Source organism: Rhodomicrobium vannielii ATCC 17100, assembly GCF_000166055.1.
In the GTDB taxonomy this organism is placed as follows: Bacteria; Pseudomonadota; Alphaproteobacteria; order Rhizobiales; family Rhodomicrobiaceae; genus Rhodomicrobium; species Rhodomicrobium vannielii.
Window position 1 is genome coordinate 2,842,182 of the sequence record NC_014664.1, and the last position, 14,933, is coordinate 2,857,114.

Sequence of the window (14,933 nt, forward strand, 5' to 3'; positions counted from 1 at the left end):
CTGCGTGGCGTGGTCAGCTTGGGGGCCTATCGACGGTAACAGATGAGACCGGCGTTAGCCGATCCACATGGACAGCTCGACGTCTTCGGCAAAGGGCACCGTCATGTAACCATTTGCGGGGGAGCGTACCCGCGCCAAGTAGTCGGGGCTGTGATCGGCATTATCGGCGACGATGAGTGCACCCGGTCTGAGGCGGCCCTCTACCAGACTCAGGATATCGGGATAAAGCGCCTTGGCGCCGTCGAGCAGAAGCAAGTCGATCGTTTCAGGAAGATTGACACTCAGCGTCTGCAGCGCGTCACCCTCACGGAGTTCCACCAAGTCCAGCAAACCGCCGGACTTCAAATTCTCCCGGGCACGCGCCACTTTGGACAGCTCGAACTCGCTTGTGATAAGGCGGCCGCCGCCATTGTCCCGCAACGCCGCTGCGAGATGCAACGTTGAGATGCCGAACGAGGTCCCGAACTCGACGATCGTCCGCGCGCCACAGGCACGCGCCAGCATGTAAAGCAGCGCGCCGGTTTCTCGCGAGACGGCAAGAGGGAAATCTTTCAAGCGTCCGTAAAGCTCCCGGTAAGCGGTTTTGCTCTGCATCAGACGTGCCCGGTCCTCGGGGGAGAGAGCCGCCATCACAGGGCTTGATAGCGGAGACGACGCCGCTTCCTCTTCGAACAAACGATCCAACAGGGGTGAAAGCGGTGAGTTAGTGAGGGTGGTCATGAGAGTGCTCCGGTTTGAGGTTGCTTCGCCTTGTACGCCGGCCCATAATGCGACGAATTATTCAGGTTTACCATTCGCGTTGCGGCGTCCCGTCATGAACAATCGCCTAAGCCCCGAAATTATCTCAAGAAAAGAGCCCAAGCAGGCACGGTCTGCCGTGCTCGTCGCCTCAATTCTGGAGGCGGCTGTTCAGGTTCTGGCGAAGGAAGGCGCGCATCGCTTCACCACGGCACGGGTGGCCGAGAAAGCCGGTGTGAGTGTGGGATCGGTTTATCAGTATTTCCCGAACAAGGCGGCGATCCTCTTCCGACTCCAAAGCGATGAATGGCGTCAGACTGCCGGCCTGCTGTGTGACATCCTTGAAGAGGTCCAAAGGCCGCCGCTCGAACGGCTGCGCGCACTTGTCCACGCCTTCATCCGTTCGGAATGTGATGAAGCTGTGGTGCGCGTCGCGCTTGATGATGCGGCCCCTCTTTATCGCGATGCACCCGAGGCGCAGGAGGTGAGGGCGTCAGGAGGCCGTATTTTCCACGTCTTCATGCAGGAGGTGCTGCCCGAAGCTTCAAAGGCAACTCATGCATTGGCCGGCAACCTGATCATGACGACGCTCAGCGCGGCGGGCAAGCAGTTCTCCGAGGTTCCTCGAGCCGAAGCGGAGATTGAAGCCTATGCCGACGCTATGGCCGACATGTTCTGCGCCTACCTTGAGGGCCTACGTCGTTGAGCACGGGCCGGACACCGCGGCACCCGCGATGCAGAAACGCCTCACAATGGTGCGATGCAGCAATCACGCCCTTGACGCACGCGCGCGAATACCACAGTTACCGCTTATGACCCTGCCGACGAATCATCCCCTGCGCATTGTCCTCAACGACGAGGTGCACGCCCGCACGCCCGAGGCGCTGAGCGCCCCGTGCCGCATTTCCTATCTCGCCTTCAAGACCGACGAAACCTCGCGGGGAGACATCGGCCGCAAGGTGCAGGAGCTTGCCGAGCGCTTCGGAAGGCCGGTGCCCGACGACAAGGCGACCCATTACAGCGAAAACTTCGGCACGTTCCGCTTCACCTATGAGCGGCACTCTGAGTTCTCGCGGTTCATGGTTTTCACCGAGGGCCCGAACGGCGAGTTGTTCGGCCATCCGGCGATCAAGGCGCTCCCCGAAGACTGGGTGGCGGGGTTGCCCGGCTCGCTGATCGTCGCGGCGAATGTCGAACTCGTGCGCGGCGCGGACTCGCTGCCCGATCCCGATGAAATCTCCTCGCGCTATTTCGCCGGGAATGTCCTCGTCGGGGCGAGCGTCGCCAGCGGCGCGGGCCGCGTCTTCACCGATTTCCGCATTCACGACGACGGCTTCACGCGCTTTCTGATGCAGGACATCTCGCTGACGCCCAGGCAGGCGGGCCGTCTCGCGCAGCGCCTCCTCGAAGTCGACAGCTATCGTATGATGGCGCTGCTGGCTTTCCCCGTGGCGCGCGATCTTTCGCCGTTCCTCTCAACCTGCGAGGCGGAGCTTGCCCGCATCACGGCCGCGCTCGTCAAGCCGGGCGATATCAACGAGCCGGAGCTTCTGGAACGCCTGACAACGCTTCAGGCCGAGATCGAGAACCGCCGCTCCGTCAGCGCCTACCGTTTCGCGGCCGCCGCCGCCTATTACGACATCGTGAAGCATCGCATCGCGGAACTGCGTGAGGGCCGCATCGAGGGCCTTCAGATGTTTCAGGAGTTCACCGAGCGCCGTCTCGAACCGGCGATGAGCACCTGCGCAGCCGTAACAGCGCGTCAGGAGTCGCTCTCGACGCGCGTGGCGCAGGCGACGCAGCTTCTCTCCACCAAGGTGGACGTCACGCTCGAACAGCAAAATCAGGCCGTGCTCGCCTCGATGGACCGCCGCGCGCAGCTTCAACTTCGCTTGCAGGAAACGGTCGAAGGGCTGTCGGTTGCGGCCATCACCTATTACATTGTGGGTCTTGTGGGCTATGGCGCGAAGGGTCTGAAGACGGCGGAACTGATCCCGCTCAACCCCGAGATCGTCATGGGCGCGAGCATCCCCATCGTCGCCGCGCTCGTTTTCTGGGGCACGAGGCGCGTCAAGGCCCACATCGCGAAATAAGCTATCGTTGCCTTTTGCGAAAGGCGTCATACCCGCACCACTTCGTCGATGCAGGCTGACGGCATGAAAGACGCGCGCCCTCTTTTTCCATCCTACACCAAAGCCGAACAGACAGTCGACGCGGGCGTGCACGCGGCGGGCGTAACCTTCGCCGTCGTCGCGAGCGTCTGGCTGCTCGTCGAGGCGGCGGACGCTGTGCCGGGCGCGCATCTCGCCGCCATGATCGTCTATTGCCTCGGCCTCGTCGCCATGTTCAGCGCGTCGGCCGCTTATAACCTCGCGCCGGAGCGCCGCGCGAAGGAGCTGCTGCGCCGCGCCGATCACGCCGCGATCTTCGTCATGATCGCGGGGAGCTATACGCCCTTCGCGGTTGTCGTCGGCGGCGGAGCGGGCATCGGCATGTTGGTGGCGGTATGGGCTATCGCGGCGCTCGGCGTCTTCGTGAAGCTGCGCTTTCCGCGCCGGTTCGACAGGCTGTGCGTGGCGCTCTATCTCGCGCAAGGCTGGATCGTGCTCGCGGCGCTGCGCCCGCTGATGCGCACGCTGCCCGAGGACGCGCTGACGCTGCTGGTGGCGGGCGGCGTGGTCTACACTGCGGGCGTTCCATTCCATCTCATGGAGTGGATGCGCTTTCACAACGTGATCTGGCACGTTTTCGTGCTGGCGGGCGCGGCGACGCAGTTCTTCGCGATCCGCGCCGCTGTTTTTCCGAGTTAGTCAAAAATAAAGGCCGGAAACCCCGGCCTTTGCATGATTTCATGGTCGCCGCGATCAAGCCCAAGGGCGCGAAAGCTGTGATGTCGTTTCGTAAAGCTCGATGCTGTCGGCCTTCTGCATGGTGAGGCCGATGTCGTCGAGCCCCTCGATCAGGCACTTCTTGCGGAACGGATCGATGTCGAACCGCACAACGCCGCCGTCCGGGCCGCGAATTTCCTGCGCTTCGAGGTCAACCGTCAGCGTAGCGTTGGAGCCGCGCTCGGCGTCGTCCATCAGCTTCGCGAGGTCTTCCGGGCTGACCGTGATCGGCAAAATGCCGTTCTTGAAGCAGTTATTGTAGAAGATGTCGGCGAACGAGGTCGAGATCACGCAGCGAACGCCGAAGTCGAGCAACGCCCACGGCGCGTGCTCGCGGCTCGAACCGCAGCCGAAATTGTCGCCCGCGACGAGGATCTTCGACGCGCGATAGGCGGGCTTGTTCAGCACGAAATCCGGGTTCTCGTTGCCCTGCTCGTCAAAGCGCATTTCGTAGAACAGCGACTTGCCGAGGCCGGTGCGCTTGATCGTCTTCAGGAACTGCTTCGGGATGATCATGTCGGTGTCGATGTTGATCAGCGGAAGCGGAGCGGCGACGCTCGTCAGCGTGGTGAATTTTTCCATGGCGTTTATTCCTTTTCCTACCCTTTAAGCGGGAGGCGCGCTGCAAATCAAGCGGGTTGGCGAGAGGATGCACCGGACCAGACGCGCGGGCGGCGCTCGCCCCACGGCGCGGCCTGCTCCAGTTCACGCGCTAGCCGAAGAAGAAGACCGTCATCGCCTATGCGCGCGGCGAACTGCATGCCGATGGGAAGCCCGTCCGGCGTCTCGCACAGCGGCACCGAAATCGCGGGCTGGCCCGACATGTTGAACGGCGCGGAGAAGGCGGCGAAAGCGAAACTCTTGCGGGCCACCGCGCGGACGATGCTGCGCATGCGCTCCGGCGAGCCTACGGCGTCGGCGATCTTGGCCGCTGTCTTTTCGGGGAACGGCGCGCCCGCCTCGCTGATGCGGAGCGGCGGCGTCGCGAGCACGGGGCTCAGCAACACGTCGTAGCGCGTGAAGAAGTCGATGAGCTTCGCGCTTTCCGTAGCGAGCGTCGCCTGCGCCTCCGCGCGCTGCGACATGAGGTGCCCGCCGATGGTTGTCAGCGTCCACGTACCGAACTCGACATCGTCCTTCGTGGCGGCGCGGCCAATCAGAGCGGGCGGCAGCTTGTCGAGTATGAAACGCGCACCCGTCGCCCATTCGATCAGGAAGGCGGAGGCGAACGCGTCGTAATCGAGCGCCGGTTCCGCGTCCTCCACATGGTGGCCGAGCGACGCGAGGAGGCGCGCCGCCTCGTCGAGCGCAGTCTTCACCACCGGCGAGACAGCGCCCGCGAGCATCGCCGAACGCACCACGGCGATGCGCAGTCGGGGCGGCGGCGCATCGAGGCCCGCAAGAAAGCCCGCATCCGCACGCCCGCATGTCGCGTCGAGCGCGGCGGCGCTGTCGCGCACCGTGCGGCTCACGACATGATCGACCACGTAATCCGGCGTGAATGGTTCAACCGGGTTCAGCCCGCGCGAGGTCTTGAGGCCCACGAGACCGCAGCAACTCGCCGGGATGCGGATCGAGCCGCCGCCATCCGTCGCATGCGCCATCGGCACGACGCCCGCCGCCACCGCCGCCGCCGCTCCGCCCGACGAGCCGCCGGGCGTGCGCTCTGTGTCCCACGGGTTGCGGCATGGGCCGAACAGCACCGGTTCCGTCACCGGCACGAGGCCAAATTCCGGCACGTTGGTCTTGCCGAAGGCGATGAGGCCCGCCCGCTTGAAGCGCTTGACGATCTCGCCGTCATGGTCCGGCACGTAATTCGCGAACAGCTTCGACCCGCATGTGAGCGGCGCGCCCGCGAGCGGCGACCCGAGGTCTTTCACGAGGAACGGCACGCCGGCGAGTGGCGCGTCCGGCGCCACGGCGTCGGCCTCGCGCGCGGCTTCAGCGTCGCGGCGGTAGACGATGGCGTTCAGCGCCGGGTTCACGGCATCCGCGCGCGCCCGCGCCTCGGCGAGAAGCTCGCCCGCCGAAACCTCGCGACGCCGCACAAGCTCCGCGAGGCCCACTCCGTCGAAAGCGTCGTAGTCCGCGAAGCCGCTCATCCCGCCAGCCCTTTCATTCGTTCCTGCGCCAAGGGCTTAGCCGATTTCATGTCTTTTCGCCAATGTCCCGCCGCGTCGAACGTCGCGTGAGGCGCTCAGGCCGCGCGCATCTCCCGCGCGGCCGCGACGCTCGGCTTTGTTGCGGCGGCGATGATATACGTCTTGCACACCGCCGCGAAGTACCGCGCAATCGAGCGGCTCACCACGCCTGCTACGAGCGATTGACCGAGCGACATTTGGTGCTTGCGCCGTTCCTCCGCCGGCCAGTGAGACAGGTGGCGACGGAAGCCATCGAGACAGGCATGCGTTGCGTCCCGCACGTCGATGTCCACAAAACCGGCTTTCGCCATCCGCGCCCGATATTCGTCGAGGTCGCGCATGAAATTCGCGGGCGGAACCTGTCCGAAATTGCCGATGGGTTTCATGAAGCCGCGAAACAGCATGTCGGTCATGACGAGCGTTCCGCCGGGCTTCAACACGCGCGCGGCCTCGCGCAGGAACGATTGTCGCGTGTCGAAGTGGAAGGCGGCTTCGACGCACATGACGGCGTCGAAGCTCTCGGCGGGGAAGTCGAGATGCGCCGCGTCCATCTTGATGAACGTGCAACCGGGGGCGCGGTCGCGCGCCGAGGCGAGTTGCGCCTCGGAAATGTTGATGGCCGTGACATTGCGCGGCTCATAGGACCGGCAGAGCCTTTGCGTGGACGCGCCCGGCCCGCAGGCCACGTCCAGCACTCGCCCGCCCTCATGCCCGATCAATGAAACGAGTTCGTCGATCAGCGCTTCGCTTGCCTCGCGCTGCGAGGAAGGCTCCCCGTCCCACAGACCGAAATTGTAGAAGCCGCTGTTGTCGAAATACTGCCGGTAGCCCCGGCTCACCAGCGCCTTGTCATAGGTGCGGATCATGCGTTCGCGCGAAGTCATATTTCTCCCTCGCAGTTATACGCTGAGGGAACCCGCCGGGCGGAGTTTCGGGTCCGTGACGCATGCCAGACGGCCGTGCACCGCATCAGGCTAAAGTCGAAGCGCCGCGTCTTATTTCCACATGGGATTGCGGCGGCAAAGGTTGTTACGCTCGCGCCGGGTCAACGAAAAATTTCACATGAGGTCCCCGTGCCAAGAATTAAATTCCACAGCGGCGAAACCATTCCGCTGGAAATGCACAAGGTCCGCATCGTCCAGAAGCTCACCCTCCTTCCGATCGAGGACCGGCTCAAGGCAATGGACGATGCAGGCAACAACACGTTCCTGTTGCAGAACTGCGATGTCTTCATGGACATGCTGACCGACAGCGGCGTGAACGCGATGAGCGATCAGCAGCTCGCCGCCATGATGATCGCGGACGACAGCTACGCGGGCAGCGCCACCTACACGCGCCTCGAAGCGAAGCTCCGCGAGCTTTTCGGCATGCACTACATCCTGCCGACGCATCAGGGCCGCGCCTGCGAGAACATCCTCGCGCAGACCTTCGTGAAGCCGGGCACCATCGTGCCGATGAATTATCACTTCACGACGACCAAGGCGCACATCGTGCTGAACGGCGGCGTTATCGAGGAACTCGTCAAGAAGGAAGGGCTCGAAGTCACGAGCGATCTCCCGTTCAAGGGCGATATCGACATCGAGGCGCTTGAAGCGCTCGCCAGGAAAGAGGGCGCGGACAAGATCGCCTTCGTGCGCATGGAGGCGGGCACCAACCTCATCGGCGGCCAGCCGATTTCGCTCGCGAACCTCGCCGACGTCCGCCGCGTGTGCGACAAATACGGCCTGATCCTCGTGTTCGACGCGAGCCTGCTCGCCGACAACCTCTATTTCATGAAAGAGCGCGAGGACTCCTGCAAGGATCTCTCGATCCGCGAAATCACCCGCCGCGTCGCCGACCTGTGCGACATCATCTACTTCTCTGCCCGCAAGCTCGGCTGCGTGCGCGGCGGCGGCATCTGCATCCGCGACGAGGGGCTGTACAAGCGCATGCGCGGTCTCGTGCCGCTCTATGAGGGCTTCCTCACCTATGGCGGCATGTCCGTCCGCGAGATCGAGGCGCTGACCGTCGGTCTCGAAGAGACGATGGACGAAGACATGATCAACCAGGGGCCGCAGTTCATCGCCTATATGGTGAGCGAACTGCTGAAACGCGGCGTGCCGGTGATTACACCTGCGGGCGGCCTCGGCTGTCACATCGACGCGATGCGCTTCCTCGATCACATCCCGCAGGCGGAATATCGCGCGGGCGCGCTCGCCTCGGCCTGCTACATCGCGTCGGGCGTACGCGGCATGGAACGCGGCACCCTGTCGGAGCAGCGCAACCCGGACGGCACCGAAGTCTTCTCCAACATGGAATTGCTGCGCCTCGCGATGCCGCGCCGAGTATTCACGCGCTCGCAGGTGGATTACGCGATCGACCGCATCGACTGGCTGTACCAGAACCGCAAGATGATCGACGGACTGGTGTTCGTCGAGGAACCGGAGATCCTGCGCTTCTTCTACGGGCGCCTGAAGCCCGTCTCGGACTGGCAGGAGAAACTCGTCGCGAAGTTCCGCGCGGATTTCGGCGACAGCCTGTAGCCGCAGACCGAGCGACAGGGCGGGAACGGGAGCGCTCCCGCCCTTTCATGCACAGCATCCGCTCTGCCCGTGATAGACTGGCGAAAACTCGGGAGGATTGGATGCGTCTTCAGCACAAGGTTGCCATAGTGACCGGAGCGGCTTCCGGCTTCGGGGCGGAAATCGCGCGCGTGTTCGCCCGGGAAGGCGCGAAAGTCGCCGTGCTCGACATCAACGGCGACGGTGCGCGGGCCATAGCTCGCGAGATCGGCGATGCCGCCATCGCGATCAAGGCGGACGTCACCAAGCGCTGCGAGATCAATACGGCGGTCGCGAACACGCTCAACGCGTTCGGCGGCCTCGACATCGTGGTGAATAACGCGGGCTGGAGCCACAAGAACCGGCCCATGCTGGAAGTGTCCGAGGAGGATTTTGACCGCGTCTATGAGATCAACGTGAAGTCGATCTATCACATGGCGTTTGCCGTCGTGCCGGTGTTGGAGGAGCGCGGCGGCGGCGTGATCCTCAACATCGGGTCCACGGCGGGCATTCGGCCGCGCCCGGGCCTCACCTGGTACAACGGCTCGAAAGGCGCGGTGAACCTGCTGTCGCGGTCGATGGCGGTGGAGCTTGCGCCGATGAAGATCCGCGTGAATTGCATCGCGCCCGTGATGGGCGTCACGGGGCTGCTCGAACAGTTCATGGGGTTGCCCGATACACCGGAAAACCGCGCGAAGTTCAGCGCCACGGTGCCGCTCGGGCGGTTGTCCGAGCCTGCCGACATCGCAAACGCCGCGCTTTATCTTGCCTCGGACGAAGCCGCGTTCGTGACGGGCGTCGTGCTGGAGGTTGACGGCGGCCGCACGATATAGGGCGCGGGCGACCAAGGTGCACGGCGGCGTGGCAAGCACGGGTTGCGCCCCTTCGTCGGCCCTTCCGCAGCGCGATTGCGGTCAAAGCCTTTCACACGGCGCTTGCTCTCAAATTCTTTGTGCGCTACGGGTTCTGATCTGTCGGGGCGTAGCGCAGCCTGGTAGCGCATCTGGTTTGGGACCAGAGGGTCGGGAGTTCGAATCTCTCCGCCCCGACCACTAAACACCTTGAAGACGCTGGATTGTTGACCCTTTCCTTAGCTCCTCAAAAGGGGGGCAATTGGCTCCATCCCGCTCGACGACTGGGACAAGCCCGTATAGAGAGCCCGGCGGTGGTGCGGGACGTCAGCGGCCGCGTCGCCCCAGACGCCGACCGGCTTAAGGCGTTCGCCGAGCGGATCCGTCGGCCATATAGGTCGTTCCTGAGAAAAAAACTCGCTCGTTGGTGTCCGCATGCCGCGCAACTAGCGTCATTGGCGAGGGCGTGCCCGCGCCGGGAACAGCCCGTGGAGAATCCATGAGGCTTTCGGTTCCCTTCGTGGGATTTCGGTGCCCTTCCGTTCCCTTCAAGGTGCTCGTCGGCGTGAGGTCGCCGAAAGAGTGCCGCCATCCGAAGGAGCCCTTGACCGCGCATCGTTCAACGCAAGATCATCGCGGCGTTCGAGGCTGAGCCAGCTCCCGAAAAGGAAAGCGGCGCGTCCGCAGCGTCGAAGTCACGGGCGACGCCGGGGGTCGAGGGGTTGTCGCTCCTTCCGCGCGGTCGGCGGTCGTTCGGCGACCGGCAGGTTCTGAAGGAAATCGTTCGCTCCGCGCTCTACCCCTTGTTCCAGGGCGAATCCGTGCGCTTCGCGCTCGAACCGCCCTTGCCTTCGCCACGCGGCACTTCGGTAAACTCGACGTCGATCACCGTTTCGCTGCGCACCGGGCCTTGCGCGTCCCCCTGTGGCTCAGGCCGCGCACCCTGCTGGGGCCGCGCCTGCCACTTCCCGCCGCGCGTCCGCACGCCGTAAGATGCGCCGCGCCACAAAAAGCCGCGCACCACCGGGAGCAGCAGCAGGATCGCCACCGCGTCGGACACGAAGCCGGGGATCATGAACAGGATGCCCGCGAGCGACGTCGTCCCGCTGTCGAGGAGCGTCTTTTCGGGCGACCCGCCGGACCGCATCACTTCCATGACGCGAACGCCGACCAAGCGGCTTTGCGACTTCACGAGGAACGCGCCAACCGCCACACCCGCCGCCAACAGCAGGAACGTTGGGATGCCGCCAATCCAGCGGCTTACCTGGATGATGGAGGCCACCTCCAGCACCGGCCACGAAATCATGAGAAAGAGAATGACGAAGGGCATCGAGACGCTCGGTCCTAGGGGTTGGATTGAAAATTCGCACTCCCTAATATGGGAGCGAAGATCGATTTGCGGAGAAGGATACAAAGAATTCGGCAACGCTTGCGTCAAAGGGCGCGCGGCTATAGCCAGCGGGCCTCGAAGCCCTTATATCACGCGCAGGTAGTCACACAACATCGGGCCCGACGGGGGTCAGGAGCGGCGGTTTGACGAGCGAAATTTTCGACCTCACCAATATTTTGCTTTTAGCGGTTGCGGTGGCCATCTTTCTGCGGTTGCGGAGCGTGCTTGGCCGCAGAACCGGCGATGAAGAAACACGGCTTGACAATTATGCGCGCGATGCGGCGCCCACGCGGGACAACGTGGTTCCGCTTCCGAGAGCGGAGCCGAGACCAGGCGGCGCTCCATCGGCAGGCCCCAGCGTTGACGAGCGGCTCGGCAACGTCCCCGCGGATAGTGCGGTGCGCGCGCCCCTGCGCCAGATCGCCACGTCCGACCCGTCTTTCGACACGGCGTCGTTCGTCAATGGTGCGAAGATCGCCTACGAATCCATCATCACCGCCTATGCCAAGGGGGACCGCGAAACGCTGCGCCATCTCCTCGCGCCGGAGGTCTTCGACAGTTTCAACGTGGTGATCAACGACCGCGAGGCGAGCGGCGAGACGGTGGAGTTTCACTTCATCGGCATATCGTCGAGCGAAATCGTCGAGGCCCAGCTTTTGGGTCGCGTCGCGCAGGTTAAGGTGCGGTTTGTGAGCGATCTCGTGACCGCCACGCGCGACAAGCACGGCGAAGTGGTTGACGGCGACGACAAGGCCGTGCGCCAGGTCACCGATATCTGGACCTTCTCACGCGACGTGTCTTCGCCGAACCCGAACTGGCAGCTCGTCGCAACCGACGCGGCGTGACCGCCGAAGCTCGGGACGCAGCGCTCTGGCGCTGGCAGCATAGCGGCGCTTCGTCCGCCGTGCTCTCGCTGGAGCCGATGGACTTCGACGCAATCCCCGGCTGGCGCGACGATAATCATGCGGACGCGCTGGCCTGCTATCTCCGTTCCGCCGCGCTCGCGCCGCACCTTCAGCGCCCCGCAGGCGATCCGGCCGGTGTTCTCGCTGACAGCGAGGCGGCGCGCGTCTTCTTCGAGGCGCATTTCCGGCCGTGCCGCGTGAGCGCAGAACAGGGCCTTCTCACATCCTATTTCGAGCCGGTTCTTGAGGGCTCGCGCACGCGTTCCGCCGCGTTCCCGGTTCCGGTCTACCGGCGGCCGCCCGATCTTTCGCTGCTTCCGACTGAACATCCGCTCGCTGCACAGGGCTTGAGTGCGGCGCGTGCCACGGCCGCCGGTTTCGAGCCGTATTTCACGCGCGGTGAAATCGAGGCGGGGGCGCTCGAAGATCGTGGGCGCGCGCTTCTCTATCTCGCGGATGCGGTGGACGCCTTCATCATGCATGTGCAGGGTTCGGGCGTCGTCGTGCTGGAGGATGGCGCGCGTGTGCGTTTGACCTTCGACGGCAAGAACGGCCATCCGTACACGTCCATTTCGAAATGGCTGATCGCGCATGGCGAGTTGAGCGTCGAGGATGCCCATCTCGAAGGCATGAAGGCGTGGCTACGCGCGGAGCCGGGTCGCGAGGCTGTTCTCGCCGAAAACCGCTCCTATATATTTTTCCGCGAACTCGACACCTCCGCCGCCGCGCCGCGCGGTTCGTCGGGAGTGGAACTTTATCCCGGAAGGAGCCTTGCGACAGACCCGGCCTTTCATCCGGCGGGGACGCTGCTATGGGTTTCGGCTCCGGGCCTCACGTTTCAGGGAATCCGGTTCCAGCGGCTTACCGTCGCTCAGGACACCGGGTCGGCGATCAAAGGGCCACAGCGCGGCGACATCTTCGCGGGAACGGGCGACGCAGCGGGCGAAAGTGCTGGCGCAGTGCGCCATTCATGCGATTTTATCGTGTTTCAACCAAGGTGCTAGGTAGCGCGATTGAAGTGGGAAAAGGGATGGAAGGCCGCCGAAAGAAGCGCCTCCTCTCGAAAGAGGAGATCGAGTTGTGGGCCCGCGTGACCCGCAATGACGAGCCTCTTGCGCGCCCGCAACCGGACACGCCTGCGCCGCAGGAAGGCGATGGAGCGGCCCCCGCGCCACAGCTCACGACCAAGGCCAAGCCCCTCGACACCGCGCCGACGCGCGCGGCGGCGCCTGTTGCGAGCCCCGGCGCCGTGCCCGCCGCGATGCGCCCGACTCCGCCGCCGCACCAGCCTTTCGATCACCGCATCGTGCGTAAGATCGCGCGCGGGCGCCGTGAAATCGACGCCCGGATCGACCTGCACGGCCTCCGCCAGCACGATGCCTACGCGACCCTTCGCGCCTTCCTCGCTCGTTGTCAGGTGGAGGGGCACCGCCACGTCCTGATTATCACGGGTAAGGGGGGCCGCGCCGATTCCGACAGCCGTGACTTCTGGACCACCGAAAATCGCGGCGTTTTGAGGCGGCTTGTGCCGCACTGGCTGTCCGAACCGGAGTTTCGCGTCCACGTGGTGAGCTTCACCGAATCCGCGCACCATCACGGCGGTAGCGGCGCGCTGTATGTGACGATCCGCAGGCGCGGCAAGCCGGGCTGAGCCTGCACGATTACGCAGTCGAAGCGCCGGGTTTACTCCGCCGCGCGGGCGGCCGGGGCATCGGGCTCGTCTTCCTTGAAGTCGCCAGCCTTCACGAGCCGCTCGAAGATGCCGCCCGCTTCGGCCAACGCGGCGAACGTGCCCATTTCGACGATCCGCCCCTTTTCGAGCACGAGGATCTTGTCTGCGCTTGCAACGGTCGAAAGCCGGTGCGCGATGAGAAACGTGGTGCGCCCGCGCCGCACGCGGTCGAGCGCGCGCTTGATCTTCAATTCGGTCTCGTTGTCGAGCGCGCTCGTCGCTTCGTCCAGGATCAGAATCGGCGCGTTCTTCAGGATCGCGCGGGCGATGGCGATGCGTTGACGTTCGCCGCCGGACAACGCCGAACCGCGTTCGCCGATGACAAAGCCGTAGCCGCCGGGCTTCGCGAGGATGAAGTCATGCGCTTCCGCGAGCCGCGCCGCTTCTTCCACCTCCTCGTCGGTCGCTCCGGGGCGCCCCACGCGGATGTTTTCCGCGATCGAACGATTGAACAGCCCCGCATCCTGAAACACCACGGCGATGGACTGGCGCAGCGAGTTCAGCGTCACGTCGCGGATGTCGATGTCGTCGATGAGGATGCGCCCTTCCTGCGGGTCGCGCAGCCGCTGGAGCAGTGCGAGCGTCGTCGTCTTGCCCGAGCCGGTCGGGCCGACAAGCGCGAAGGTCTGCCCCGGCGCGGCGTCGAAATCGAGCTCGAACACGCCCTGATCGCTCGCCGGGAAACGGTAGGTGACATGATCGAAGCTGACGCGGCCCCTCACGTTTTCCAGCGGCACCGCGCCCGTCTTCTCGATGGTCATGCCGCTGGTATCGAGCAGGTCGAAAAAGTTTTGCAGCGTCGGCGCCTGCATGAAGATGCGCGCCACGAAGCTCGAAAGCTGGTCGAGCTTGGAGATGAGCAGCCCCGCGAAACCGACGAAAGCCACGATCTCGCCCACCGTCACTTCGCCGCGCTGAGCGAGGATAGAGCCGATGGCGAATACCGCGACCATAGTAATCGTCGCCGCGCCACGCGTCAGCACGGTGAGCATCGCCCACCAGGTCAGCACGGGATATTGCGCGCGCAGGAGGTCGGCCATGAGGTTGCGGAGCGCGCTCGTCTCGTCCACGAGGCGTGTATAGCTCTGCACGACGGTGACGTTGCCGATGACGTCGCCGACGCGGCCGAAGACATCCTGATGGTAGGCCTCGACGTTCTCCTGTCCGCCTTGCGTCCGCTTGATGATGACGGTGTTGGCGAGGAAATAGAGCACAGCTAGTGCGGCCAGCAGCGCCGCGAGCCGCGTGTCGATGGAGATGGCCACCGGCACGAGCAGGATGATGCTTATGATGGCGGTCAGGTGCTCCCGCAGGAACGAGAGCCACAGCGCGAAAAGCTGGTCCGTCCCCGCGAGGATGATGCGAACGAGCCGCCCGGTTCCTTGCTGGGCGTGATAGCTCACCGGCAGGTTGATCGCGCGCTCGAACGCCGCGCCCATGGCCGCGAGCCGTTGCCTGTGCGCGAGGCGGTCCGCCATGATCGACAGCGCGACGCTCGCGATGATGTTGAAAAGCCCGAGCGCGGCCCAGATCGCGATGATCGGGAACGCCTGATCGCCCTTAGAAAGGGCATCGACCACGCGGCCGAACAGAATCGGCTCGGCAAGTTGCACGATGGCGATGGCCGCGCCCGCAGCAACGAGCGCCATGGCAAGCCAGCGCTCGGAAGTGAGCATGCCGAGGGCGCGAATGTATATCCTGGCCATCTTCATGATGCGCCGGCCCGATCGGATGTGTGTGTTGAAAAA

At 64.4% G+C, this 14,933-nt stretch carries 14 protein-coding genes and 1 tRNA gene; 9 read left to right on the plus strand and 6 right to left on the minus strand.

Going from position 1 to position 14,933, the window contains the following annotated elements:
- Positions 1 to 54 precede the first annotated feature (54 nt).
- Positions 55 to 720: an O-methyltransferase gene (locus RVAN_RS13170; RefSeq protein ID WP_013420209.1), complete on the minus strand. Its 666-nt coding sequence runs from the start codon at positions 718 to 720 to the stop codon at positions 55 to 57.
- 94 nt (positions 721 to 814) lie between these two features.
- On the opposite strand from RVAN_RS13170, the gene RVAN_RS13175 reads away from it, so the two are divergent.
- The 3 genes from RVAN_RS13175 (at position 815) to trhA (ending at position 3,548) form a co-directional block, all read left to right on the plus strand.
- Positions 815 to 1,444, plus strand: coding sequence for a TetR family transcriptional regulator (locus RVAN_RS13175; RefSeq protein WP_013420210.1), 630 nt, complete (start codon positions 815 to 817; stop codon positions 1,442 to 1,444).
- 106 nt (positions 1,445 to 1,550) lie between these two features.
- Positions 1,551 to 2,831, plus strand: coding sequence for a DUF3422 family protein (locus RVAN_RS13180; RefSeq protein ID WP_041787612.1), 1,281 nt, complete (start codon positions 1,551 to 1,553; stop codon positions 2,829 to 2,831).
- 63 nt (positions 2,832 to 2,894) lie between these two features.
- The gene (gene trhA, locus RVAN_RS13185) at positions 2,895 to 3,548 is read left to right on the plus strand and encodes a PAQR family membrane homeostasis protein TrhA (protein WP_013420212.1); all 654 of its coding nucleotides are present in this window, start codon (positions 2,895 to 2,897) and stop codon (positions 3,546 to 3,548) included.
- Positions 3,549 to 3,602: 54 nt separating this feature from the next.
- Here trhA and leuD read toward each other — a convergent pair whose 3' ends face one another.
- The 3 genes from leuD to RVAN_RS13200 form a co-directional block, all read right to left on the minus strand.
- Positions 3,603 to 4,208, minus strand: coding sequence for a 3-isopropylmalate dehydratase small subunit (gene leuD / locus RVAN_RS13190; RefSeq protein ID WP_013420213.1), 606 nt, complete (start codon positions 4,206 to 4,208; stop codon positions 3,603 to 3,605).
- Positions 4,209 to 4,255: 47 nt separating this feature from the next.
- A complete protein-coding gene (locus tag RVAN_RS13195; protein WP_013420214.1) occupies positions 4,256 to 5,728 on the minus strand; it encodes an amidase in 1,473 nt (490 codons plus the stop codon).
- 95 nt (positions 5,729 to 5,823) lie between these two features.
- The gene (locus tag RVAN_RS13200) at positions 5,824 to 6,651 is read right to left on the minus strand and encodes a class I SAM-dependent methyltransferase (RefSeq protein WP_013420215.1); all 828 of its coding nucleotides are present in this window, start codon (positions 6,649 to 6,651) and stop codon (positions 5,824 to 5,826) included.
- Between the two features lie 189 nt (positions 6,652 to 6,840).
- On the opposite strand from RVAN_RS13200, the gene RVAN_RS13205 reads away from it, so the two are divergent.
- From RVAN_RS13205 to RVAN_RS13215, 3 genes are all read left to right on the plus strand, one after another.
- On the plus strand, positions 6,841 to 8,289 hold the full coding sequence (locus RVAN_RS13205) for a tryptophanase (protein WP_013420216.1): 1,449 nt from the start codon (positions 6,841 to 6,843) through the stop codon (positions 8,287 to 8,289).
- 101 nt (positions 8,290 to 8,390) lie between these two features.
- Positions 8,391 to 9,140: an SDR family oxidoreductase gene (locus tag RVAN_RS13210; protein ID WP_013420217.1), complete on the plus strand. Its 750-nt coding sequence runs from the start codon at positions 8,391 to 8,393 to the stop codon at positions 9,138 to 9,140.
- Positions 9,141 to 9,282: 142 nt separating this feature from the next.
- Positions 9,283 to 9,359: transfer RNA gene (locus RVAN_RS13215), tRNA-Pro, on the plus strand.
- Between the two features lie 595 nt (positions 9,360 to 9,954).
- Here the strand turns inward: RVAN_RS13215 and RVAN_RS19110 are convergent.
- Positions 9,955 to 10,488, minus strand: a complete 534-nt coding sequence (locus RVAN_RS19110; RefSeq protein ID WP_013420218.1) for an FxsA family protein — start codon at positions 10,486 to 10,488, stop codon at positions 9,955 to 9,957.
- Between the two features lie 203 nt (positions 10,489 to 10,691).
- On the opposite strand from RVAN_RS19110, the gene RVAN_RS13225 reads away from it, so the two are divergent.
- From RVAN_RS13225 to RVAN_RS13235, 3 genes are read left to right on the plus strand one after another with little or no spacing between them, the layout of a single operon-like run.
- Positions 10,692 to 11,393: a Tim44/TimA family putative adaptor protein gene (locus RVAN_RS13225; RefSeq protein ID WP_013420219.1), complete on the plus strand. Its 702-nt coding sequence runs from the start codon at positions 10,692 to 10,694 to the stop codon at positions 11,391 to 11,393.
- Entirely contained in the window at positions 11,390 to 12,457 is a 1,068-nt protein-coding gene (gene mltA, locus RVAN_RS13230; protein ID WP_013420220.1) for a murein transglycosylase A, read from the plus strand. Before RVAN_RS13225 ends, mltA begins: the two co-directional genes overlap by 4 nt.
- A 26-nt stretch (positions 12,458 to 12,483) precedes the next feature.
- Complete coding sequence (locus RVAN_RS13235) at positions 12,484 to 13,104, plus strand: Smr/MutS family protein (RefSeq protein WP_013420221.1); 621 nt, start codon at positions 12,484 to 12,486, stop codon at positions 13,102 to 13,104.
- 32 nt (positions 13,105 to 13,136) lie between these two features.
- On the opposite strand, the gene RVAN_RS13240 is transcribed toward RVAN_RS13235, so the two are convergent.
- Positions 13,137 to 14,897: a glucan ABC transporter ATP-binding protein/ permease gene (locus tag RVAN_RS13240; protein ID WP_013420222.1), complete on the minus strand. Its 1,761-nt coding sequence runs from the start codon at positions 14,895 to 14,897 to the stop codon at positions 13,137 to 13,139.
- Positions 14,898 to 14,933 lie beyond the last annotated feature (36 nt).